This is a genomic window from Archaeoglobus profundus DSM 5631 (assembly GCF_000025285.1).
In the GTDB taxonomy this organism is placed as follows: domain Archaea; phylum Halobacteriota; class Archaeoglobi; order Archaeoglobales; family Archaeoglobaceae; genus Archaeoglobus_B; species Archaeoglobus_B profundus.
On record NC_013741.1, the window covers coordinates 545,250 to 568,204 of the forward strand.

Genomic DNA, 22,955 nt, shown 5'->3' on the forward strand with positions numbered 1-22,955 from the left:
TTGGAAGGGATTATTTAAATGTTGATGCTCAAGCTAGACCTTCCAAAGCCTTATCAACAGCTTCTTCAGGAGATTCGGCAATCTCTAAACCGGGTAAAACAACCTCAGGCTCAATAGCAACGACCTTCTTACCCAATTTTAGCGCTATAGCCATCTCAGAAATAGTTCCGTAGCCTCCTCCTATAGCGATCATTGCATCGCAACTCTGAGCTATTATAACGTTTCTAGCATGACCCATGTCCGTCACTATGACTATGTCGATGTACTGGTTCGCATCCTCCTTCCTATCACTTGGAATTATCCCAACAGTTAAACCTCCCTTGAGCTTGGCTCCAGCAGCAGAAGCTTCCATGATTCCTCCCAATCCCCCGTTTACAACTACACAACCCCTCTCAGCCAATAGTCTTCCGACCTCATAGGCTATTCGATAGTGTCTTTCATCACACCTCTCACTTCCAACCACAGCAACCTGTATCATGATAGAATTTCTTCGAGAGCATTTAAAAGGGCATTGTTTTCTTCCGGCTTTCCTATGGTAATTCTAACGTGCTCACCAGATAATCCCATTAATCCCGTAACGTCTCTTACAAGAATTTTTCTTTTCTCAAGCTTCTCAGCTAATCTCAGATTCTCGGATTTAACGAGTAAGAAGTTTGCTTTTGATGGAAAAACCTCTATTTCTTCGAATTTTGAAAGCTCCCTGTAAACTCTTTCCCTCTCTTTAACGATTATATCTCTAATCTTTTTATAATAATCCAAGCATTTTATCGCTTCGACGCCAGCAATGGCACCGATGTAGTTTATGCAGAACGGCAACCTTATCTTTTCCAAAGCCGAAACAACTCTTTCATCCTTACAGATTCCGTAACCTATCCTTAATCCCGCCAAACCGAAGAACTTCGAAAATGTCCTCATTACTATCAAGTTTTCGTAAGTATCTGTCAGCTTGATTGCAGAAGCATCGGAGAATTCAACATAAGCTTCATCCAGCGCCACATAACCCCTAACACTTTCAACAATCTCCTTAATTCTTTTAATCGGAATTGCATTCCCAGTAGGATTGTTGGGAGAGCATAGAAATACTAGCTTTGAATTTCTCACACTTTCTATAAAATCTTCTATATCAATTTTGTAATATGGATAAATTCTGTAGTTTATGCTTGCATCTCTAACAATCGAATACATTGCGTACATCGTGTAGCTTGGCATAGGTATCGTAACCTTATCGAGAGTATCTAACAGTGCGTTACAGATGTTGTATATGCAATCGCTTATTCCGTTTCCCAAGAATATTTCATTGACATCAACCTCGAGATATTCTGCTATAGCCCTCTTCAGCTCGGGATATTCGGGATCGGGATACCTATTTGTCACTTTTTTAATCGATCTTTCGATGGCTTTCAGAACGTCCTCAGCTGGGGGATAGGGGTTTTCGTTTGATGAGAGGATTATGTAACTCTCACCTTTTGGAAACTTACCAGCATCGTATCTGTTTATTAGCTCGATTACAGGCCTAACCATACTGAAAAATTTTGCAAATCGATTTAATCGTTTCGAAAACGTTTTAATGCGCAGATAAAAAACTTCGCTTCATGAAAGACTTGGCAGTGATCGCAGTGACGTTCGTAGTGATTACTTCGATGTACGTTCACTACGATGGGGATGTTAAGGTCGTAATCAATTACGACTTGGATGGAGCGGAGGGATTCGGTGCATACCTCTTTGGAACCGATAAGATAAAGGATGATGTACTTTCCATTTTCGAATCAAGTGATTATACGATAGAGAAACTTGATTTTCACACCGCAATTGTCAAATTTAGAACTCAAGATTTCGGAGATTATAGGTTCTTCGAAGGAGTAAAACTCGCTCATCCCGTTAACATGACAATCGTTCTTTCAAAGGTGTTCTCGTTCAACATAACATCTGATGAGATACCACAAGCCTACATCTTTGAATAAGATTTAAAACCTCTCACATCAAATCCTTTCTAATGCTGAATACCTTAGTGAAGTTGGCCAAGGAACTCGCTAGGAAGATAAACACTGACAAGATAGTTCTAATCACGAAGAGCGATTTCGATTTTGAGGATGACGAATTTTCAATATTTGTAGCTCCAAAAAGATTCGTTACTATGCTTGAAAGTATGTTCTATACCATAGCTGAGGAAGAGTTGAGTGGTAAGGACGTATTCGAAAGAGCTCTGGCTTTTCTTCAGGTAAGCGAAATAACTCCTCTTCAGATGTATCTTAGGGGTATCGAACTGAAAGGAGGAGTAGTAGGCGTTCTCGATCTTGATATACTGAAAGGGTTGATGGTTATAGATCTTGAGAGGAGTAGGTTGCAGAAAGTTTTGAACGAATGTGCGGAAAGAGTTAACCCAAATGTACTGAAAGCTGTTCTCACAGTTGCGATAAACATAGCTCAAAAGGGTAGAGAGGGTAAGAGGATAGGAACTGGATTTGTAATAGGTGATGTTGAGGAAGTCCTGAAGAGGTCTAGACAGCTGGTCATAAACCCCTATGAATGCCACAGTATCGAGGAGAAGGATATAAAGAACCCTGCAAACTGGGAGAGCGTTATGGAGTTTGCTCAGCTCGATGGTGTTTTCGTTTTGGATGAAGATGGTATAATAGTTTCCGCCGGTAGATATTTGGAAGTTTCAGTTAAAGATTTGAAGATTGCAAAAGGTTTTGGTGCAAGACATCTGGCATGTGCGGCGATAACGAGGGAAACTGAGGCGATAGCTGTTGTTGTATCTGAAAGTGGCGACATCAGAGTTTATAAGGATGGAGAGGAGATACTTGTCATAGATTCTACTATAATCTAAACGATTAGATCCAAGTCTTTAAAGACTTCAGACTTCTCGCCGACTTTCCTCCACTCTTCAACTACATCTATGTCTCCTCCACCGTAGTATCCGTCCGGGTACTTCCTTATCTTTACAGCAACCGGCAATTTTACGGCAGATCCAACTATAACAGCTTCTCCCTTCCCTAAGGATGCTATATCGTTCAGAAGATCCTCGCTTATCTGCTCACTTGCCTGCTGTACATACCTCTGATCATTGGGTTCGACTATCCTCAATATTATCTTGGTATTGCACTGGCTTAAGATGTCATCATTGATTTTCTTCGGCCTTTGAGATATTATACCAATTCCAACTCCAAACTTCCTTCCCTCTCTCGCAATTCTCGAAAGCCATCTCACAACTTCACTGTCATCATTTTTCGGGGCGAATATGTGTCCCTCCTCGATAATTATCAGAACTGGAGCTTCGATTATCGGACAGTTCCTTTTAAATTCTGTGTAACCTCTGATGTACCTTATCCTACCCTTGAGTATGTTTCTGAGAAGGTAAGCGACGATTATTCGCATCTGATTCTCATCAAAACCGCTCAAGTTCACCACGTTGAGGTAACCTGTTCTCATGTTAGCTAAGGTGTCTTCATTTGTCAGCAAGTCTTCGTAATTGCTTTGAAATCTTATTATGTAGTCTCTAACCCTTAAAAGGGAATCGAGGTCTCTCTGCCTTGTCAGCCTTGCGACCTTTCTCCTTCCCTTATAATCTGCGAATTCAACTTCACCGTTTTCTTCAGCAACTTCTATCCAGTTCTCTGCTAGCTCCAAAACTCTCTCAACAAAGTCTCTTCCACTGTAACCCTCGTACTTGGCCGTCGTAAACATTCTTTCCAGATGCAACCTCTGAACATTTGCATCTCTGCTAACTCCTAATAGAGAGGCGAATTCCCAAGGTTCGAGCGTTTCAGGTCTTATTCCGACTGGTAAAACCCTTCTCTTTTTACAGCTTCCGTCCGAGAATGTGAAGTGCACGTACTCTCCATGGGGATCTATCAAAACTACTGTTCCGTTGAACTTCCGAACAATCTGATCCATTATGACGCAGGCTGTGTTAGATTTGCCTCCACCCGTCACGGACAGGATTGCAAAATGCCTCAGAACGAGTTCTTTAACGTTCAATCCGACTTCAACACTCTCCCTAGCAAGCAAATTTCCAACAACTATCGAGTTTTCGTCGCATCTAAAGATTTCCTTCAAAAGTTCGTCTTCTGCAAGCCTAACCTCGGAACTTGGTTTTACGGGAACTCTGTTAGGTCTTATATCTCCATTTTCAACCACTCCCAAGACTCTCGCAGTCGCTACTACTATATCGTTCATTTCTATCAGAGTTTTTGAAAATCCTACATGCTTAAGGAGGTATTCGAATGAGAAGTGGTCATCTTCGATGAGCTTGTTCAGGTTGGAAATTTCTTTAACGACACCCAAAACTATTTCTCCATCCCTATTCTCAGTAACGACAAACTCACCAAACTTGGGTATATTGCTGGGATTTACTGCGAAATTAAAGTGGTTAGTTGTAGCTCTACCGAACACCAATCCAATCATCGAATACCGTTGATTTCGAGTCTATTAATGTTTTGCTCTCAGTTTCTCGATTAACTTTCTCTTCTTTTCACAGTCTACGAGAGCATGCTCTAAAACTTCTTCTATACGTGAAACGGGTATTATCTCAATCCTACCCTTGTGCTCAGCATCTAAAAGGACGTCATCGACGTTGTCTTTCGGAATTATGACCTTCTTCAATCCAGCCTGAATTGCTGCCTCTATCTTCCGCGTAACTCCTCCAACTGGTAATACATCTCCTCTAACGCTCAAGCTACCAGTCATTGCTACACTCTGATCAACCGGGATGTTTTCAAGAGCAGAAATTACCGCTGTGGCAACGCTTATACTTGCTGAATCACCCTCAACACCCTCGTAAGTTCCGACGAACTGTATGTGAATGTCGTAGTTTGAAATGTCTCTACCTGTGTACTTCTTGATTATTGCCGAAACGTTCATTACGGCCTCCTGTGCAATCTCCTGCAATCTACCGGTAGCAATAACTCTCCCCTCCTCCTTGCTCATCGCTGGAGTAACTTCAGCTATTATAGGTAGGACTATTCCAGCAGAATGCCCTATAACAGCCAATCCGTTCACCCTTCCTACCTCGCTGCCTTCAGTTTTAAACAGCTTGTAATCTTTTCTCCTTTCAATGTATTCGTCAGCGTACTGCTCCTCTATAGTCTTCGCAATCTGCTTGGCTTTAAGAACATGCTCAAGCTTTACAACATCGCTGCCTTCACTCTTGGCTATGTCTCCAGCAGTTCTAACCAAACCTCCAAGTTCTCTAAGCCTTAAGGTCAGATGTCCTCTCCTTCCCGCTCTCCTTCTAGCTTCTCTGATTATCTCGGCAACTGCCTCCCTTGTAAAGTGTGGTATCTTACCATCTCTAATCACTTCCTGAGCTACGAACCTTACGAGCTTTCTTCTGTTTTCTGGTGTATCTGGCATGGCATCGTTCATATATACCTCGTAACCGTAACCCTCAATTCTGCTCCTCAAAGCTGGATGCATTCCCATCAAAGCATCCATGTTTCCTGCAGCAACCAAGATGAAGTCACAGGGAACAGGTTCAGTTCTAACCATCGCTCCGCTTGAGCGCTCACTTTGACCGGTTATGGGGAACTTCTTCTCCTGCATAGCAGTTAAGAGCTTCTGTTGGGATTCGATTGTTAGTGTGTTTATCTCGTCGATGTACAAGACACCTTTATGCGCTCTGTGAATTGCTCCAGCCTCAACTCTCTCGTGTGCCGGAGTTTCCAAACCACCCGAGTTCTTAACAAGGAGTCCGTTAGCCAATAGGTTGCCAGTTTCCGTCGTTATGTTGTAAGTCTCCTTGACTTTGAGTGTAACATTAACTTCTCTAAAGTTATTTCTAATGGACTGTATGTAGTTCAAACCAGCTACAAGCTTTTCGGATTTATCGGAGTTATACACTGGTCTGAAAATTTCGATAAACTTTTGAACATTTTTCGGTTCGTGACTTATGAGCAACCTAAGTATCACCTTACCTCTTTCTGTTCTCTTTTCGCTAATAGCATTCAACTTAATACCGAAGAGGCCAAACATCAGTTTGATATCCTCCAGAAATTCTCTTCTGTTCTTTACTAAATCGGGATCGTTCTCGACTGTAACACTTATCGTTAATGTTCCCTCTAAGTATCTTTTGTTCCCATAGCTAAACACACTACCATCTGCATCAAATAGTCCCCTCAGAAATTCCACGATAGTCTTTTCGGAAGTCAAGACGAATTCGGGTACTCTCAACTTCTGTTCAGTCTTCTTTCCGATTGGAAATCCAAGAGCTACGAAGAATCTTATTATCTTACGATCGGTAGTTCTAAGGATGTAGCTGTTACCTATTGAGCTATCGTTCTTTCTTATCTCATATGCGAAGTCTCCAAAGATTTCCCTCAAATCTTCAGCAATTTTCCTAAGAACTTCTGGCTTTGATGATACTATTGCAAATGTGTTTAGATTTCTATCTATGTTACCATCCCCGAGAGCGTATCCAAAGATCCTTGCGATGATAGGTAATCTCGGATCATTCGATTTTAGTGGAACCAATCCAAGATGTTTAAGCTCTTCAACTGTCTTTACACTTATTGGTTTCATTCCAGCATACCACCATCTCAAAGTACTCGCCTTAAAGTTTAGTAGCTTGGATGCCCTCTTGTATCCTACGTTTGGATTCCTTGCCCTGAACTTCAGCCACTCTTGGTATCTCCTAAACTTCTCAAGCTCTTTACTGCCATACGTCCTTACTATATCCTCCTCTGTCAGAATTGTGTATTTGAAACTGGGAATTCGTTGATCCTTGTAATTTCTGGCCTCGATCAGCCCTTTATCCGTGTAAACCTTATGCTCGGGTGTCAGAATTACAAGTTTACCGTTGTGTTTAACGGGTATTACCTTGAATTCACCGATCCTCTTGTTCACACTCAGGATTTTTGTTCTCTTTAGCTCACCGTTTTCAAGTGTGGCTGTGTAATAGTTAAAGTCTCTTAAGTCAACTGCTATATACTTCACGCCATCTTCTAAAACTCTTTCTTCAACTCTATCGCTGTGCTTTTCGATGATATAGTTGACAAAGTCTCCTATTTTAACGACCTTCTGATCATTTCCTTCACTTACTATAATCAAATTGTTTTTATCAAATGACTGGAATGGATCGTGCCTAACGTCTCCAAACAAAGCTCCTGCATGTGCTCCAGTTGCATCCTCAAATGGGGCGGTCTCTTTGTCCGCGTTGTCAACCAACAGCTTAGGTATGTTCTTTTCCTCTCTCGGCATTACGTATCGAGAGAACATCAGGAGCAGGATCGCAGCAATCACACCCCATATGAAATCCTGAGGTCTGACAAGTATGACGTATCCGAGGAGCATGAAAATTAGCATAAACAGTAGCATGTTCCTTGCCTGAGCTTTCTTCATAGCCTCTTCCTTGTACCTTTCAACGATTTTCCTTCCTTCTCCTGCTGGGACAGTTCTTATTAAGGGCTGATTTGGATCCTTTGGATTGGGAAATACCAAGATGTCTTCAAGCTCTTCCTTCGGCAAGAGTTCAGCCATAGCTTTCGCGAGCATGGACTTGCCAGTTCCGGGAGAGCCTATGAGCATTACATGCCTCTTTTGGACAGCAGCCTTCTTGATAGCTTCAACCGCATGATCCTGCCCAATAACTTGATCGATTAACCTCTTAGGTACCTCTATATCCGCGGTGGTGTTGAACTTCAACCCTCCGACGAGTTCGTCAATCTCCTTTTCGCTGAGTTCCACAAACCCTTCAAATATTACCTAACTTAAATACGTTGTGTCAAACAGGTGTTTAAATAAAAATGATCCAATTATAAACCAAAAGGTTTAAGGTTGTTAATACATTAAGATATAAATTAGGGATATCCATGATAACGCTCGTAAATCCCCTGTCAAATACTGAGACTATATCCAAGATCGATTTCAAAACACCACCAATAGGTTTAGCCTATCTTGCCTCGGTGCTGAGAGAAAACAGTTATAAAGTTAGAATCGTGGATAACGTAGTTGAAAAGCTGAGTTTGAATGAGTTGGTAAAGAAAATTAAGAACAGCGCTGTTGTGGGAATAACTACAACTACTCCGACATTTAATACTGCCTTAAAATACGCTAAGAAAATTAAATCTGCACTCGAAAATGTTTTCGTTATCTTGGGAGGAATTCACGTTTCTTTCATGCCCTACTCCGCTCTGAAGCATGAATACGTTGACGCGGTTTGTATTGGTGAGGGAGAGTACACACTGCTTGAAGCTGTCGAAAGGTTGGACAAGGAAAAAAGTTTGGAGGGAGTTAGGGGTTTAATTTACAAGGAAAACGGCAGAATAATAGATAACGGTAAGAGGGAGTTCATACAAAATTTGGACGAACTACCTTTCCCGGCCTACGATCTGTTACCACTCGAAAAGTATTCGGTACTCGGTCAAAAGCTTGAACACTTTCCGATGATGTCCTCGAGGGGTTGTCCGTTCGGATGCAGATACTGCGCATCTTCTCTCTTCATGGGAAGGCGTTTCAGGGCAAGAAGTGCGGAAAACGTTGTAGATGAAATCGAATGGCTTCAGGATAAATTTGGAGCGAGGTATGTTGGGTTTGGAGACGACACTTTTACTCTAAACAAGAAGAGGGTCTTAAAGATATGCGAGGAGATTAAGAGAAGGGGTCTCGATGTCGAATGGAGCTGTTCTTCGAGGGTCGATACGATAGATGGTGAAACTATTAAAAAGATGAAGAGTGCCGGATGCAACTGCATATATTACGGAGTTGAATCAGCAAATCAGAAGATATTGAACGAGTACTATCGCAAGAGGATTAGTCTTGAGCAGGTGAAGGATGCGGTAAAGAAGACGAAGGAACATGGTATTCTTACGGTTTGCTCGTTCATTATCGGAGCTCCGATGGAAACAAGGGAAGATATGATGAAAACCCTTAAGTTCTCGATAAAGCTAAATCCGGACTACGCCCAGTATTCGATTCTCACACCCTATCCCGGAACAGAGATATACAAGGAGGCTAAGGAGAAGGGTTGGCTTCTTACAGAAAACTTCGACGAATACACGTGCGGTAAACCAGTCCTGAAAAACTTCTATCTAACTCCTAAAGAAATTTCAAGGTTCTTGAGATACTGCTACATGCGTTTCTATCTGAGACCAAAATTTATTTGGAAGGAAATTAAAAATAAAAACATAAAAATTGCGTTTGAAATTGTTAAGAGGTTGCTATTTAGGAGGGGTGGTGAGAATGGGTGAGATAATTTTAACGGCTCCGGCAACCGAAATGAGTAATCATCACGGCAAGGAATTCATGGGATTTGGGACGTGTTCTCCTCCAACAGTAGTTCCATCTTGGTTCGTAAAAATGTTCTTCTATCCTAAGATAAAGTGTAAGAACGGTGAAGTAACTCAGGCACCTTACGGTTTGAGGAAGGTCGAGGCATTGTTATTGAATGAAGGTTTCGACGTAGTAACAGTCCATCCCTACGACATCGAAAAGTATTTGGAAAAAGCGAAGGTTGTTGGGATTTCTGTAATGGATCCCCTCGGATTCGGTCCCGTTAGCGTTACCTTTTCATCGATACTCGGTGGTGATCCTTCAACCCGTATAGAGTTCGTCAACCTGATGAAAACTCTCGAACCTTACAGGGACAGAATAAAGGTTATAATCGGCGGGGCGGGAGCTTGGCAGTTTGAGTGGGACGAGTATTGGAAGAGTAAGGTGGACTGCATAATAATTGGAGAAGGCGAATATGTAGTTGCGGAGGTATTCAGGAAGGCTTTGAGAGGAGAGGAATTGCCGAAAATTGTAAGGGGTAAGCCCGCAAGAGTTGAGGACATACCGACGATAAAGAGACCGTCTATAAACGGTTTAATCGAGATTTCGAGGGGTTGCGGAAGGGGTTGCAAGTTCTGCAGTGAAACCTTAAAGCTTAAGAGGGATATACCTATACAGAAGGTCGTTGAGGAGGCTAAGGTTTGCGTTAGAGAAACTAGGAGTGTAATTTTACATGCTGAAGACGTTTTGCTTTACGGATGTAAAGACCCGAAGTTCATACCGAACGAAGAGAAGGTTTTAAAGCTTTTTAAAGCGGTCAGCGAAGTTACGGGTTACATAGGCGTCAGTCACTGCTCCTTAGCTGCAGTAGTTTCCAAACCATCCATCGTAGAGGGCATAAACGAAATCGTAGGTATGGGAGAAAGGATAAACATGTTCGGAGTTCAGACCGGTGTGGAGACTGGAAGCACGAGACTTATGGAGAAGTACATGCGCGGGAAGTGCCTACCTTTTCATCCGAGCGAGTGGTGCGATGTGGTCGAGGAAGCTTTCGCCATAATGCACGAGAACAATTGGGTTCCAGCTGCAACGCTAATAATCGGTTTGCCGGATGAGAGGGAGGAGGATGTCGTAAAAACCATAGAACTCGTCGAAAGACTTAGAGATTACTGTTCTCTAATAGTTCCCCTAATATTCATACCTATGGAAGTCTGCGCTTTGAGAAAGGAGAGATCGTTTACGAAGGAAAATCTCAAAGAGTATCATTACGAGCTTATGGCGGTTTGCATGGATCACGACGTTCATTGGGTGGACAAGCTGTTTAAGAAATACTTTGGAGGATACAAGAACATTCCGATTAAACTCGGCTACTGGGCTTTTTCGAGGTGGATAAAGAGGAGTTGGGAGAAAAGAAGAAAAGAGCTTAAAGTTGTAGTGAGGAGTTTAATTGAGAGGTGATAGCATGATTGAAAAGGTAGGATACTTTCTTGGAAAGCTTGTGAAGGTCGAAGATGGATTGAGTGGTCTAAAAAAGGGTTTTGAGAAGTTCTTTAATGAGCTCAAAGAGTTTCAGGATTTCGAATTTTCAGCAAAAATCACCGAAGATAAACTCATCACAAAGAGTAAGTGCCCCATTCACAAGTACTTTGGTTTTTACTGTGATAAATTCTGTCTTAGCTTTGTTGAAGGCTTTGCAAGGGCCTATGGAGTTACAAAGGTTAGAAGAGTTGAAAGGCAGCCTAAGAGCGACTACTGCGTCTTCGAATTCGAGATATGAGGTAAGCAAAAACTCCAGCGCCAAAGCCGTTGTCTATGTTTACCACGGCAACTCCTGCTGGACAGCTTAGGAGCATTGAAAATAGCGTTGTAATCCCACCCAAATTTACGCCGTAACCAACAGATGTAGGAACTGCTATAATTGGAACATCTACAAGTCCAGCCAAAACTGAAGGAAGAGCGCCCTCCATCCCAGCTATTGCTATTATCGAATCCACATCCTCCTCCTTAACTCTCTTTAAAGGCTCAACCAGTCTGTATATGCATGCAATTCCGACATCGTAAAACTTCAAAACTTCTAAGCCTAGAAACATGGCTGTAACGCATGCCTCCTCAGCAACAGGCTTATCAGAAGTACCTGCCGTGAAAACGGCAGTTTTTCCTAACCCTTCAACTTTACCTTCTCTCAAATCTTTGGCTTTTTTACCGATTACTGCAATCTTTCCAATATCGTTGATGTAAACATCATCGAAGCACTCTCTCAAAGCTTTGATCTGCTCATAGTTCAGTCTAGTGATTAAAACGGAATCTTTGCACTCTAAAAACGCTTCAACTATCTTAACAAGCTGCTCTGGAGTCTTGTTTTGAGCAAAAATAGCCTCAGGCTTTCCAGATCTAAATTCTCTGAATACATCTAGTCTTGCGAAGTCGTCAACTTTCTTTATCATCCGCGACACCTATAGTCTCTTCAACTTCCTTGTGATACTCTTGAATGCTCTTTATCGTCATAATACTTCTCTTCTTAACAGCTTCAATACCCTTTACCGCAGCGATTGCACCTGCAAGGGTTGTTATGTATGGTATGTTGTAGTCCACGGCAGTTCTCCTTATAAGGTAGCCTTCGTCTCTACCCCTCTTTCCTTTGGGTGTATTTATTATCAGATGGACGTTTCCGTTGATTATCTCATCGAGGATGTTCGGTCTTCCCTCGCTGATCTTATTCACAACCTCCACATCAACTCCGTTCCTTTTGAGGTATTCAGCCGTTCCTCTCGTTGCGATTATCCTGAACCCCAATTCCTTCAACTTCTTAGCAACCCAAACTATCTTCTCGTTCTTGTCCTTGTCTTTGACACTTATGAAAGCAGTTCCCTCCAACGGCAGCCTCATTCCAGCACCTAGCTGGGCTTTGTAGTAAGCCAGTCCGAAGTCGTAATCAATTCCCATGACTTCTCCAGTGGACTTCATCTCTGGACCAAGAACTGGATCGACTCCAGGCAGTTTCTGGAAGGGGAACACTGCCTCCTTAACAGCTACATGCTTGAGGTTCAACCTCTCCTTTATTCCAAGCTCCCTCAACTTTTTGCCCATCATCAGCTTTGCAGCGATCTTTGCCAAAGGAAGACCAGTAGCTTTGCTTATGAAGGGGACAGTTCTACTCGCTCTTGGATTTGCTTCAAGCACGTAAACGACATTGTCCTTTATCGCAAATTGGATATTTATCAGCCCGACAACCTTCAAAGCTAAAGCTATTTTGCGAGTGTAATCGATTATCGTATCTATGATGTGTTTTGGTAGGGAAATCGGCGGGATAACACAGGCCGAATCACCGCTGTGAACTCCAGCTTCTTCAATGTGCTCCAAAATTCCACCTATGACAACCTCTTCCCCATCGCATAGAGCATCAACCTCAGCCTCTACTGCATCTTCCAAGAACTTGTCTATTAAGATCGGCTTTTCAGGTGAAACCTCGACTGCCTCTCTCACATATCTCTCAAGTTCCTCGTCGTCGTAAACGATCTCCATAGCTCTTCCACCTAAAACGTACGAAGGTCTTACTAGAACTGGATATCCTATCTTCCTCGCAACCTCCTTAGCCTCTTCAACGCTGTGCGCAATCCCGTGCTCGGGCTGAGGTATACCCAGCTCCTCCAGAAGCTTTGAAAACCTCTCTCTATCCTCCGCAAAATCTATTGAATCGACTGAAGTCCCCAAAATCTTAGCTCCGGATTCTTCCAAATCTTTGGCTATGTTCAAGGGCGTTTGTCCTCCGAACTGAACTATCACTCCCTCAGGCTTTTCGTTGTCGTAGATGTTCATGACGTCCTCATGAGTTATGGGCTCGAAGTACAGTCTGTCAGAGGTGTCGTAGTCTGTTGAAACTGTTTCTGGGTTGCAGTTCACCATGATAGTCTCGTAACCCTCTTCTTTCAAGCTAAAGACCGCATGACAGCAACAGTAGTCGAATTCAATACCCTGCCCTATCCTGTTTGGTCCACTACCTAGAATCATAACTTTCTTTCTCGGAGTTGGTGGAGCATCGTTCTCATCCTCATAAGTTGAGTAGTAGTAGGGTGTCTTAGCTTCGAACTCTGCGGCACAGGTATCGACCATCTTGAAAACAGCCGAAATTCCCCTCTTCTTTCTAGCCCTTCTAACAGTCCTTTCGTCCGTCTTGAATATGTAAGCGAGCTGGTAATCCGAGAACCCCAAACGCTTTGCTTCCCTCAAAACCTCGTAGGGAACTTTCTCGATGTCGTAGTTGGTCTTCTTAGCCCACTCCTTAAGCTTCTCCTCCATTTCAACTATGTTCTTTATCTTTCTTATAAACCACCTGTCTATCTTCGTTAATTCGTAAATTTCATCGACGGTGAAACCTTTCTTTAAGGCGTAGCGGATGTAGAAAATCCTATCAGCATTCGGTGTTCTCAGCTTTTGAATTATCTCCTCTCTGCTTGGATCCTTATCTTTTCCATCGCAACCCAATCCGTATCTTCCAATTTCCAAGCTCCTTATAGCCTTCTGTAGTGCCTCTTCGAAAGTTCTGCCTATAGCCATGACTTCTCCAACACTCTTCATCTGAGTGCCCAATGTGGAATCAGCAGTTGGGAACTTGTCGAATGCAAAGCGTGGAATCTTAACTACGACGTAATCTATTGTAGGCTCGAAGCTCGCAGGAGTTTCTTTGGTTATGTCGTTTGGAATTTCATCTAGGGTATAACCAACAGCAAGCTTTGCAGCAATTTTCGCTATCGGAAATCCAGTTGCTTTCGAAGCTAAAGCGGATGATCTACTAACTCTTGGATTCATCTCGATTGCAACTATTCTTCCATTTTCGGGATGGACTGCGAACTGTATATTACTACCTCCTGTTTCTACTCCAATTGCTCTGATTATCTTAATCGCAGCATCTCTCAATTGCTGATATTCGACATCACTCAGAGTTTGAGCTGGAGCAACGGTTATACTGTCACCCGTGTGAATCCCCATAGGATCGAAATTCTCAATTGAGCAGATTATCACAACATTATCGGCCAAATCTCTCATTACCTCAAGCTCGTACTCCTTCCAGCCGATTACTCCTTCCTCAATTAGCACCTGATGAATTAATGAAAGTTTCAAACCCTTCTCAACTATCTCTCTAAGCTCCTTCTTGTTATATGCTATACCTCCACCAGTCCCACCTAAGGTGAAAGCTGGCCTTACGACAACGGGGTAGCCGATCTCTTCAGCTATAGCCAAAGCTTCATCAACATCTCTAGCGATATCACTTCTAGGCACATCTAAGCCAATTTTGCGCATGCATTCCTTGAAAAGCTCTCTATCTTCAGCCTTCTTTATAGCATCGAGCTTAGCACCTATTAGCTCGACTCCGTACTCATCAAGCACACCCATCTCACCCAGTTCAACAGCCAAGTTCAAAGCAGTCTGGCCTCCCAGTGTCGGCAGTAAAGCGTCTGGAGTTTCTCTTTCAATAATCTTTGCAACAACATCTGCAGTTAACGGCTCTATGTAAACTCTGTCGGCCATATCTGGATCTGTCATTATAGTAGCTGGATTGGAGTTGACCAAAACGACCTCATAACCTTCCTCTTTCAAAGCCTTGCAGGCCTGACTACCTGAATAATCGAACTCTGCAGCTTGGCCTATTACTATCGGCCCACTTCCTATGACCATTATTTTCTTGATATCCCCCCTCTTCGGCATTTCAACACCTCAGAACTCTTTCAACATCTTTACGAACTCGTCGAAGAAGAAGTACGTGTCGTGTGGACCCGGCCCGGCTTCGGGATGGTACTGAACTGACATTAGAGGTAGCTCCTCATGCCTCAAGCCCTCGACTGTGTAATCGTTCAAGTTTATCTGAGTAACCTTCATGCCCTTTGGTAAAGTATTCTCATCGACAGCAAAGTTGTGATTCTGGCTCGATATGAAAACCCTACCAGTTTCAAAGTCTTTCACAGGCTGATTGCTTCCGTGATGCCCGAACTTAAGCTTGTAAGTCTTTGCACCCATTGCCAGAGCTATAAGCTGATGTCCCAAGCATATTCCTGCCATAGGTATCTTCCCTATCAAGCTCTTTACGGTTTCAATAGTCTCCTTAACCCTCGCAGGATCACCTGGCCCATTTGAAACAAAAACTCCATCAGGATCCATATCTAGGATATCTTTAGCAGGATAGTTGTAGGGAACGAGCGTGATGTTAACTCCTCTCTTCAAGAGTTGTCTGATTATACTCTTCTTGACACCACAGTCTATTAGAACGACTTCAAACCTTCCTTTCTCAGCTTCAAATCTCTTTGGCTCTTTTACGCAGACCTTATCGACCAAATCTATATCGCTTATCGATGGCTGGGCTCTTGCCCTCTCTATCAATTCTTCTTTATCAACATCCCCAACAGCCAAAGCCGCTTTCATAGTTCCGTATATCCTTATTTTCTTCGTTAGCATTCTAGTATCAACACCCTCAATCCCCGGAACATCGTACTCTTTGAGAAGTTCGTCTACTGTCATTTCGCTCCTCCAGTTGCTCGGTTCTTTGCAGAGTTCCCTAACGACGAAGCCCTCCACTTTCACCCCATCACTTTCAAAATCCTCTCTACATACGCCGTAATTTCCTATGAGTGGATAAGTCATCATGAGAATCTGACCCTTGTAACTAGGATCGGTTAAGGCTTCAACATAACCGGTCATGCTTGTGCAGAATATTATCTCACCTAAGGCATCCCTTTCAGCACCAAAAGCCTTACCTTCAACGTAAGTTCCATCCTCCAAAGCCAAAGCTGCTTTCATCTTATCACCTCTTTAATCTCCTTAACTACTTCACCAAGCTTGGGAACGTCGAAGAACTTTTTCCCAGTTATCTCATTACACAGAGCCATGTAAAGCTTGGAGGCTAGAATTCTTACATTTTCACTCAACTTCGGAGGTTCTCCGACAATATCTCTCCAATTGGGTTTGCCTTTAACCTCTTTCAACCTCTCATACCACTCAGTCTTTCTGTAGTATTCTCTCAAAAGTTCTTTGCTGACATCGAATCCCTCATAACTAAATCTGCACTCGTCGGGAGTTCCAACTGCATCCACAACAATTATATTTCTAAACTCATCGAGAGCGAATTCTATCTTTCCATCTTCATTCTCAAGCCCAACTTTCGAAACCTCGGAAGTTATTATTTCATCAACCTTCAACGCAATCTCCTTTAACCTTTCAAACTCTTCATCGCTTAGTCCAGAAATCTCTTTAGCCTCTCCGTGGCTTAAATACCTATCTACATCTTCAAGCTTCGTGCTGAAGTCTATTATCGGTTTTTCGAGTTTCATTCCCTCTACAATCTCTTTTAAACCAAAATCTTCTGGTTTAACTTTGCCCTCCTTGATCCTTCTAAGCAGTGAAGAACCTTTGGGAATGCTGTTCCTGTAGATGACTTCCAGAGGGATTAGGAAGTTGCCTTTAAGCTTTCTAAATACGGAGTAATCGTAACCATTCTTCTTTTCTGGCTTAACAACCCTCGCTAGTTTCACCCTCATGACATTTGTTGGCTTGGAAATTTCATCAAACCTCTTCACCTTCCCATTCTCAACCAGACCGATGTAATGGGTTTTTATTCCATAATCTTCAAGCTTTTCGAAGAAGTAAGCTGAAATGAGACATAATGACTCCCCTTTATGCTCTATTAGGTCAGGCATGACTCCATAATCAAAAACGGAATAGCGATCAGAGAATACGAAGTCTGCAAAGCCCATTTTATCCTCTTTAGGCTCTTCTATAACGATCAAATCTTTTACACTTCCCATTCCATCACCTCTTTGTCTGCATTCTCAACTTCCATCTTCTTTCTTTCCTGATATTCTGCAATCTTTCTTTTTAGATCATCGTATTTGAGTGAAAGAATTTTTACAGCTGCTAAAGCAACGTTTTCAGCCTCCATAACGAGCATGGGTGCAACGCCGGAGGGCATTCTTATGCTTGAAAATATATCCACTCCTCCAAATTTATCGCTATAGGGGGGAGCAGCTATAACTGGTTTGGTTGTATTAGCATCTACGAATCCGCTCAAGGCGTTACTTCTACCTGCTACGGTTACAAAAACTACATCCTCATGTTCGTACTCTTTTATTATTTTAAGAACTTTTAGGGGTGTCTTATGAGCTGAAGCAACTCTCATAACGACGTTCACGCCAAAATCTTTGAGCTTCTTAGCTATCTTGCTCGCATAACCTATATCTGACTTCGAACCCATGATTATCACAACTTTCATCTCATCACCTTTTGGCCAGCTTGCTTGCAACCGCATTGTAAGCTTTGAGCAATTCTTCCATCTCGGGAATGGATACGTAATATATCTTCTTCGGAGGGTCGTAAGTATACTCTACAACACCCAAATCGCAAAGCAACTTCAAGTGCTTAGAAGCGTTGTACTCGGCGATACCAACTTTCTCGGCAATTTCGCCGACACTAAGCGGACCAGATTTAACGAGCTCTTCAAGGATTCTTCTTCTCGCTCTCGCCCTCAGAGCTCTTGCAAGTTTCTCATCAGGCATTTGCCAAGTTGGGCAAGTGTGCAGCTTAAAACACTTTTGGTAGAAGATAAGCCCCATAGGTCATCATTAGGAGATAATGAGATAATAAAGCTTTAATAAGGGATAAAATTGTCAATTCTACAATGAGCTTAGCAATAACTAACATTGTTCCAAACATTGTTCCAGCTTTGCTGGGCTTGGTAGCGATTGCACTTTCTGCCGTAGCTCACTCATCTCTAAGCTCTGAAGAAATAGATGCGAGAATAATTAGTCTTAAGAAATTAGCTACGGCAATACTTCTACTTTTCATAACTTTTGCATACATAGGTGTGACTGGTTTCCTAATCGCGTTCTGTGGCATAAATCCGATATACCACTCATTCTACGGACCTTTACTCTTACTTATCGTTGAAGCGGTCATACTGACTCAGTTGCTTTATGCATTGAAGTCTGTAGGGGCTCTGAGAATAGGCAAGGAAGCATTCGAGTTCTTGATATATCTCATAGTCTTTCATCTCGCTTTGGAGGACCTTCATATGCATATAGGAATGTATCTAACTTCAACGGTTGCACGAACAATAGTAATATCCTTAGTCGCCAACACCACACTAATCTTGCTGGGTCTAGGAGGTTATTTGCTCAAAAAATGTAGGGATTTAATGTTACTAGTCGATGCTATAGATGTCATACCTTCTTTGAAAACAGCATGCTTCGCCCTTGCCCTCTTCGGTCTTTACGGAATTCACAGACTGTTCGCCCATTCCACCCAGTCCAATTGTCCTCTTTCAGTGTGTGCAACTATCGCTATGATTGTATCAGCAATTCAACTGTTATATGAGTTGGATAAGAAGTACCTAACGCCGCTCAAAAGGTACAGCAGGATATGATTAGTTCGCATCCTGCGTTTCCACAAATTTCATCCCTTCTACTCAAATCCGGAGTTGGGATAGATCAGTTGGGAAACTACTTATCTGGAGTGAAATATCGTGTTTTGAGTTTATTTAGAAGATAAAAAATCATTTCTCCTTTTTTCTCCTTTTTAATGATTTCCAGCAGTTCACTCTCTTTCGGAACCTTTCCCTGAATGACGACTTCTCCATCAATCCAGACTGCCGGAGTTGCAATTACTCCAAGATTTGCTGCTTCATTCATGTCCGTCACGTATTCGAGCTCTGCATCCAACCCTTCCTTATCGATCACTTTCTTCACAATCTTGTATGTTGCCTTACATCTCGGACAACCAGGCCCAACCACTTTTATTTTCATGTTGCCACCTCCCCATAGATTGTTCCAGCTAGAGTTGAGAGCATGACTATTGTCATTATATACAAAACCGCTCTTTTAACTCCAAAAAGCCTCCCAATTGCTAACATATTCGGCAAACTCAAACCGGGCCCCGCAAGAAGCAGAGCTAAAGCAGGACCTTTGCCCATCCCAAGCTTCATGAGTGTATCAACAAAAGGCGCTTCCGTCATCGTAGCAAAGTAGCTTAAAGCCCCAATGATTGCCGCTATAAAGCTCTGTCTAACTCCCTCCCCACCGAGATAAGTTTCCACTATGTTTGTGGCTTTCAGAACTTCTCCAACAACTCCAACGATGAAAACTCCGACGAGTAACAGTGGAACTATTTGTTTAACGAAGAACCAAGTTTCCATCATCCAGTACTTTAGATCCTCCTTCTCGAAGCTTTTTAAAGCATAAATTACCGTTATAAACATTACATTAAAATCGCAAAAACTTCGACCTTGAAAATGTATGGCCTTCCAACTCCAATATAGTTTGGTAAAAGGAGTGTAGCAACCAAAAGACCAAACAAAATTAAAGCATTTCTCTCAACAATCCTACTGGGATTTGCTGAAACAGTTATTTCCTCATGCACGGAAATATTCCTGTCGAAGATGTAATGCAAAACCAGTCCAACAATAAAAGCTGTCGATACAGCTGCAATTACTCTGGCAACAGCAATCTCTACTCCGAGTACGGCTCCAGTATATGTTAACGCTAAGATGTTAGTCGCTGGAACCACCCAGAGTATCATCATTGCTGGTGCAGTAGTATTTGTTCTCTTGAAGATGCCAGATGCTATAGGAATGACAGTACATGAGCATACTGCAAGAAAGAAAGATGAAATTATTGCCAAAAAAATGATTTCAGCTTGGATGTTGCCGCTCCGAGATAGTTTATCAAAATAGCCTTATTTATTATCGACATCAACGCTCCTGCAATGAGGAAAGCTGGGACTAAGCAGGTTAGCACATGCAGAGCTATATACTCTTTTAAGGCATTTACTCCCGCTGTCACCAGTGTATAAGCATCCACATTTTCAGATTAGAATTTATACTGTATTAAAGACTTTTAGTTTAAAATCTAAACAATTACATTAAAAATTGCAAAGATGATTGTAACCGGTTGTTTAACTCTCTAGAGACTTCTTTCTTACTTCTCCTCTTGCAAGAGATGCAAATATTCCGAAGAAACAGAGTATTGAGAAGATAGCAAAGGATGTGCGTATGCTATCTATCAGTAGTGGGTAAACTTTGGGAGTAATCGAAACCTTTCCGATGTAAATTGCGAAGACAAGCATAACAATTGCCATGCTGAGCATCTGCCCCACAACACGCATCGTTGCAAGGGTTGCCGATGCTATTCCATAAAATCTTCTTTCTACGGAACTCATGATCGCATTCGTATTTGGAGAGCTAAACAAAGCGAAACCAAAGCCCATTATCATGAGATTTGCCACTATCATCGATATTTCCGTGTTCTCGTCGATCGTTGAGAATATGAGCAGCCCTAATGCTGTTACAGCCATTCCAGCAGATGCTACAACTCTCGGCTCTATTCTATCTGAAAGCCAGCCTGCAAATGGAGAAAGTAAAGCCTGAACAACAGGCTGTGCGATCAAAATGAAGCCAGCTTGTTGCGGAGTTAAAGCTTTAATGTACTGTAAATAAAGACTTAAGAGGTAAGTCACGGCGAAAGTGGCAGCGTAATTCAGTAGTGCTGCGAGGTTTGAAAGTGCAAAAGTTACGTTTCGCCTGAACAGTCTTATTTCAAGGACGGGATACTCAACTCTACTTTCCCACAGAATGAATGCAACGAGTAAAGCCAATCCAGCAACTATCAGAGTTATCTCTGACTCTGACACGCCGAGCATTATCAGCACGAGCATTAGACTGTAAATTATCGAACCTACCAAGTCGAACCTTTCTCCCCTTGCATCAGCCCATTCTGCCTTCAGCTTTAGTGTCGTGAGAAGAGCGATGATGATGCCGAGAGGGACGTTAACGATAAAAACGCTCCTCCATCCGAAGTTTTGGGTTAAAATACCGCCGAAGAATGGTCCCAAGCTTAAGCCGGTATAGACTGAAGCCACATTTATTCCAAGAACCTTTCCCCTTTCCTGTGGTGAAAAAACAGAAGTTAAAATTGCTACTCCTGTTGAAAATACCATCGCTCCTCCAATTCCTTGCAGAACTCTAAATGCTATGAGCATTTCTGCAGAAGTGGATAAAGCTGAAAGCAGTGATCCTGCGGTAAAAATACTCACACCAATAACAAAAATTCTCTTTCTCCCCTTAATATCAGCCAACCTTCCAAACGGAACTAGAAACATGGCAGAAGAAAGAAGAAATGCAGTAGCTATCCAGTTCAGAGTTATTGCATCCACTTTAAACTCATTGCCGATAGTTGGAAGCGCTACGTTCACTGAAGATAGGGTGAAGGGAGTAAGGAAAGATGTGAGAGTTACAGCTATCAGCGCGGCCCTTCTCAAACTCTCACCTCTACCGCCAGATCTTCGGGATTTCTAACGGTGAAAGTTTCCAAACGAAAGCGAGAACGAGTTAGAAGTACGATACTCCTCATTTCACCACCTGCTCAATGTTTTTCAGCATTCTCTCTAGCAAATTCTTCAGGTTCTTCATTTCTTCTTCACTGAAGTCTTTGAGAAGAATTTTGTTAATTTCTGAAGCAATCTTTTCAAATTTTTTCATTACAGCCATACCTTCGTCCGTTAACTCTATCTGGTACTTTCTTCCTACTCTTCTTCTCGTTATCAACCTCTTCTTCTCCAGTCTTCTCAAAGCTTTTGAAACAGTCCCCTTGCTCAATCCAGTTTCTTCGATAATCTCTTTTTGAGTTACTGGACTCTTGTAGTAAGCAATTTTAAGACATTTAAACCCAAGAAAAGTCAGTTCTCCAGATAAATTCTTCATTACGAACTTCTTCATATTTTGGAGTATCATGAACAAAGTTTTCCCTATGTCCATTAAGTTTCATACGAAACTTTTGAAGTATAAAACAGTATTGGAATTACCTTTATCTTCTCCAAGATGGCTTAAGGGGATGAACGGCTTAATTATTTGGAGACTACACTTACGAACTTATCACAATCTAGGATAGATTCTTTCCCAATTTCAACGTTTCATCTTTAACTCAGCGTAACACTCTTCTTTACTTCTTACGGGCAGGTTATAACGACATCCGCCTCTAGATGAAGCATGGCTTCCCCTACCGCACTGTAATACTAATGAAGAGTTGTGTATATACACTAAGTATGTAGTATGTACATCATTTCGACAGCGATAGTGTTTCTAAGAGGAAAATCTTAAGATGAAAGATTGAGTTGTTCTGAGCAATGATTGCAAAGGAAGAACTGTTTGTCATTCGCCTTGGAAATAGATCATACAATATAAAATGCAGTCCGACAGAACTCGAAGACTTGGCTAAGGGCCTAGCATTCGTAGAGGGATTGGAAAATGACTTCGAAATAGAAAAAATTAGGATTGACGACTTTCTCAAGCTTGAGAAAGTTGTATGTAACGAAAGATGGAGTTTAAATGAAATTGAGAGTAGTTTAAAGCTAATTGACCTTAACGATCCCACAAAAGCGCATCACACTGCAGTGATAGTCAGTAAATCAGGAATGGTTGCAAGAGCAGTAGATGTTAGCAGGCACAATGCGATTTTGAAGGTGATAGGAAAGTGCTCGAATATAGATTTCAGTAGGGTGTTCTTGCTTGTTTCTTCGAGAATTACATTTGATGTGGCTCTAAGCTGCTACAAAGCTAAGATTCCTATTTTGGTCACAAAAAAGGCCGTCACCGATTTGGCAGTTGAACTATGCAAAAAAGCTGGAATTACGCTTGTATCATTCAGTAGCAAGATAATAGTAGGTGATGCGGTTGAATGTAGCTATCTTGGCTGGAGGAAGGGGTAGCAGGATAG

Annotated in this window: 21 protein-coding genes and 1 pseudogene; 7 read left to right on the forward strand and 15 right to left on the reverse strand. The window is 42.1% G+C overall.

The genetic code is table 11. The features are described from left to right. Positions 1–28: 28 nt before the first annotated feature. Positions 29–478, reverse strand: coding sequence for a TIGR00725 family protein (locus ARCPR_RS03240; protein WP_012940051.1), 450 nt, complete (start codon positions 476–478; stop codon positions 29–31). Further along, entirely contained in the window at positions 475–1,521 is a 1,047-nt protein-coding gene (gene hisC / locus ARCPR_RS03245; protein ID WP_012940052.1) for a histidinol-phosphate transaminase, read from the reverse strand. Before hisC ends, ARCPR_RS03240 begins: the two co-directional genes overlap by 4 nt. 71 nt (positions 1,522–1,592) lie before the next feature. On the opposite strand from hisC, the gene ARCPR_RS03250 reads away from it, so the two are divergent. Together ARCPR_RS03250 and ARCPR_RS03255 are read left to right on the forward strand one after the other, a co-directional pair. After that, positions 1,593–1,961 carry a hypothetical protein gene (locus ARCPR_RS03250; RefSeq protein WP_012940053.1) on the forward strand — a complete coding sequence of 123 codons (369 nt, stop codon included), beginning with the start codon at positions 1,593–1,595 and terminating at the stop codon, positions 1,959–1,961. Positions 1,962–1,993: 32 nt separating this feature from the next. Continuing rightward, positions 1,994–2,830 (forward strand): DNA integrity scanning protein DisA nucleotide-binding domain protein, encoded by an 837-nt coding sequence (locus ARCPR_RS03255; protein ID WP_012940054.1) that lies wholly within the window; start codon positions 1,994–1,996, stop codon positions 2,828–2,830. Here ARCPR_RS03255 and ARCPR_RS03260 read toward each other — a convergent pair. Continuing rightward, positions 2,827–4,407, reverse strand: coding sequence for an ATP-binding protein (locus tag ARCPR_RS03260; RefSeq protein WP_012940055.1), 1,581 nt, complete (start codon positions 4,405–4,407; stop codon positions 2,827–2,829). The genes ARCPR_RS03255 and ARCPR_RS03260 overlap by 4 nt on opposite strands. Positions 4,408–4,431: 24 nt before the next feature. Continuing rightward, positions 4,432–7,683 carry an ATP-dependent protease LonB gene (gene lonB, locus ARCPR_RS03265; protein ID WP_012940056.1) on the reverse strand — a complete coding sequence of 1,084 codons (3,252 nt, stop codon included), beginning with the start codon at positions 7,681–7,683 and terminating at the stop codon, positions 4,432–4,434. 125 nt (positions 7,684–7,808) lie between these two features. Here lonB and ARCPR_RS03270 point away from each other — a divergent pair, with 125 nt between their 5' ends. From ARCPR_RS03270 to ARCPR_RS03280, 3 genes are read left to right on the forward strand one after another with little or no spacing between them, the layout of a single operon-like run. Then, positions 7,809–9,185, forward strand: a complete 1,377-nt coding sequence (locus tag ARCPR_RS03270; RefSeq protein WP_012940057.1) for a B12-binding domain-containing radical SAM protein — start codon at positions 7,809–7,811, stop codon at positions 9,183–9,185. Then, positions 9,178–10,665 carry a B12-binding domain-containing radical SAM protein gene (locus ARCPR_RS03275; protein WP_012940058.1) on the forward strand — a complete coding sequence of 496 codons (1,488 nt, stop codon included), beginning with the start codon at positions 9,178–9,180 and terminating at the stop codon, positions 10,663–10,665. Before ARCPR_RS03270 ends, ARCPR_RS03275 begins: the two co-directional genes overlap by 8 nt. 4 nt (positions 10,666–10,669) lie before the next feature. Continuing rightward, a complete protein-coding gene (locus ARCPR_RS03280; protein ID WP_012940059.1) occupies positions 10,670–10,984 on the forward strand; it encodes a hypothetical protein in 315 nt (104 codons plus the stop codon). On the opposite strand, the gene larB is transcribed toward ARCPR_RS03280, so the two are convergent. Genes larB through ARCPR_RS03310 form a run of 6 tightly spaced genes read right to left on the reverse strand, consistent with a single transcriptional unit; the run spans position 10,947 to position 17,747 of the window. Beyond that, on the reverse strand, positions 10,947–11,651 hold the full coding sequence (gene larB, locus ARCPR_RS03285; RefSeq protein ID WP_012940060.1) for a nickel pincer cofactor biosynthesis protein LarB: 705 nt from the start codon (positions 11,649–11,651) through the stop codon (positions 10,947–10,949). The two genes, ARCPR_RS03280 and larB, sit on opposite strands and share 38 nt — an antisense overlap. Then, a complete protein-coding gene (carB, locus tag ARCPR_RS03290; protein WP_012940061.1) occupies positions 11,635–14,910 on the reverse strand; it encodes a carbamoyl-phosphate synthase large subunit in 3,276 nt (1,091 codons plus the stop codon). Before carB ends, larB begins: the two co-directional genes overlap by 17 nt. Before the next feature lie 9 nt (positions 14,911–14,919). Beyond that, positions 14,920–15,996, reverse strand: coding sequence for a glutamine-hydrolyzing carbamoyl-phosphate synthase small subunit (carA, locus tag ARCPR_RS03295; RefSeq protein ID WP_012940062.1), 1,077 nt, complete (start codon positions 15,994–15,996; stop codon positions 14,920–14,922). Next, complete coding sequence (gene purC / locus ARCPR_RS03300) at positions 15,993–17,000, reverse strand: phosphoribosylaminoimidazolesuccinocarboxamide synthase (RefSeq protein ID WP_012940063.1); 1,008 nt, start codon at positions 16,998–17,000, stop codon at positions 15,993–15,995. The genes carA and purC overlap by 4 nt, the downstream gene beginning before the upstream one ends. After that, the gene (gene purE, locus ARCPR_RS03305) at positions 16,988–17,464 is read right to left on the reverse strand and encodes a 5-(carboxyamino)imidazole ribonucleotide mutase (protein ID WP_012940064.1); all 477 of its coding nucleotides are present in this window, start codon (positions 17,462–17,464) and stop codon (positions 16,988–16,990) included. The genes purC and purE overlap by 13 nt, the downstream gene beginning before the upstream one ends. A 4-nt stretch (positions 17,465–17,468) precedes the next feature. Beyond that, positions 17,469–17,747, reverse strand: a complete 279-nt coding sequence (locus tag ARCPR_RS03310; protein ID WP_012940065.1) for an ArsR/SmtB family transcription factor — start codon at positions 17,745–17,747, stop codon at positions 17,469–17,471. A gap of 122 nt (positions 17,748–17,869) precedes the next feature. Between ARCPR_RS03310 and ARCPR_RS03315 the strand changes: the two genes are divergently transcribed. After that, on the forward strand, positions 17,870–18,613 hold the full coding sequence (locus tag ARCPR_RS03315; RefSeq protein ID WP_012940066.1) for a hypothetical protein: 744 nt from the start codon (positions 17,870–17,872) through the stop codon (positions 18,611–18,613). Between the two features lie 76 nt (positions 18,614–18,689). Here ARCPR_RS03315 and ARCPR_RS03320 read toward each other — a convergent pair whose 3' ends face one another. The 5 genes and pseudogenes from ARCPR_RS03320 to ARCPR_RS03340 form a co-directional block, all read right to left on the reverse strand. Further along, the gene (locus ARCPR_RS03320) at positions 18,690–18,992 is read right to left on the reverse strand and encodes an MTH895/ArsE family thioredoxin-like protein (RefSeq protein WP_012940067.1); all 303 of its coding nucleotides are present in this window, start codon (positions 18,990–18,992) and stop codon (positions 18,690–18,692) included. Next, positions 18,989–19,444, reverse strand: coding sequence for a permease (locus ARCPR_RS10090; protein ID WP_280959706.1), 456 nt, complete (start codon positions 19,442–19,444; stop codon positions 18,989–18,991). Before ARCPR_RS10090 ends, ARCPR_RS03320 begins: the two co-directional genes overlap by 4 nt. Then, a pseudogene (locus ARCPR_RS10095) lies at positions 19,444–20,045 on the reverse strand (permease). The gene ARCPR_RS10090 and the pseudogene ARCPR_RS10095 overlap by 1 nt, the downstream one beginning before the upstream one ends. 94 nt (positions 20,046–20,139) lie before the next feature. Then, positions 20,140–21,501 carry an MFS transporter gene (locus tag ARCPR_RS03335; protein ID WP_012940068.1) on the reverse strand — a complete coding sequence of 454 codons (1,362 nt, stop codon included), beginning with the start codon at positions 21,499–21,501 and terminating at the stop codon, positions 20,140–20,142. 88 nt (positions 21,502–21,589) lie between these two features. Further along, positions 21,590–21,997: a MarR family winged helix-turn-helix transcriptional regulator gene (locus ARCPR_RS03340; RefSeq protein ID WP_012940069.1), complete on the reverse strand. Its 408-nt coding sequence runs from the start codon at positions 21,995–21,997 to the stop codon at positions 21,590–21,592. Between the two features lie 368 nt (positions 21,998–22,365). Here ARCPR_RS03340 and ARCPR_RS03345 point away from each other — a divergent pair, with 368 nt between their 5' ends. Further along, complete coding sequence (locus tag ARCPR_RS03345) at positions 22,366–22,947, forward strand: formate dehydrogenase accessory sulfurtransferase FdhD (RefSeq protein ID WP_012940070.1); 582 nt, start codon at positions 22,366–22,368, stop codon at positions 22,945–22,947. The last annotated feature ends 8 nt before the right edge of the window (positions 22,948–22,955 follow it).